Source organism: Pseudomonas sp. DP-17 (genome assembly GCF_022380625.1).
GTDB lineage: Bacteria > Pseudomonadota > Gammaproteobacteria > Pseudomonadales > Pseudomonadaceae > Pseudomonas > Pseudomonas nitroreducens_A.
Genome location: NZ_JAKSXG010000029.1, coordinates 1 through 991, shown reverse-complemented (window position 1 = coordinate 991; position 991 = coordinate 1). Strand labels below are relative to the sequence as shown.

Annotated in this window: 1 protein-coding gene; it reads right to left on the bottom strand. The window is 62.9% G+C overall.

Annotation, left to right across the window (positions count from 1 at the left end; genetic code table 11):
• Positions 1 to 460: 460 nt before the first annotated feature.
• Positions 461 to 991: isochorismate family cysteine hydrolase YcaC (gene ycaC / locus MJ122_RS29985; RefSeq protein ID WP_239747207.1), on the bottom strand; the 531-nt coding region annotated here is incomplete at its 5' end.

Below are 991 nucleotides of genomic sequence, written 5' to 3'. Positions count from 1 at the left end.
CTTTGGCTTTGGCTTTGGCTCTTGAAGTCTTCCAGAAAAACACCCACGCACTCCGAACCGCCCCCGTTCAGGAGGCCTCGTTGAAGCGGAGTTTCAGGGGTTGAGCGACATGGATGTCGCGAGAGCGGCGATGGGCCAGGGATGGCCCTTCGCCGCGTGCCCCTGAAACTTCGATTCAACGAGGGCATTTTTCGCCTAGGCGAAAAACCGGATGTCCGGGGCAAGACCTTTGCCTTCTTTGGGGCGTTTGCCAAAGAAGGTCGCCCGAGGGGGCGAAACAGGAAGTTCGCGCGCACGTCGAAGCGACGCGGGAAACCATGGCGCGAGGCAGGCACATCGCGGACGGAGTCCGCTCCTACGAGTAAGCACCGTGCCACGCGGTTCGCGAGCAAGCTCGCTCCTACGAAAAGCAAAAAACCGGAGCCTCGCGGGAGGCTCCGGTTTTCATTTCAGCGGGCTGTTATTTGCCAGCAGTCAGGGTGCTGTAAGCAGTGATCAGGTTCCGGTAGTCCGGAATGTGGTTCGAGCACAGCGCCGCCAGCCCTTCGATATCGTTGCGCCAGTCGCGGTGCAGTTCACAGGCCACGCCGAACCAGGTCATCAGCTGCGCACCGGCCGCTTCCATCCGGCGCCAGGCGGCGTCGCGGGTCATCTCGTTGAAGGTGCCGGAAGCGTCCGCCACCACGAACACATCGAAACCTTCGGCCAGGGCCGACAGCGCCGGGAACGCCACGCACACCTCGGTCACCACGCCGGCGATGATCAGCTGCTTCTTGCCGGTGGCCTTCACTGCCTTCACGAAGTCCTCGTTGTCCCAGGCGTTGATCTGGCCGGGGCGGGCGATGTACGGCGCGTCCGGGAACTGGGCCTTCAGCTCGGGAACCAGCGGGCCGTTGGGGCCGGTTTCGAAGCTGGTGGTGAGGATGGTCGGCAGGTTGAAGAACTTCGCCAGGTCGCCCAGCGCCAGCACGTTGTTCTTGAACTTGTCCGG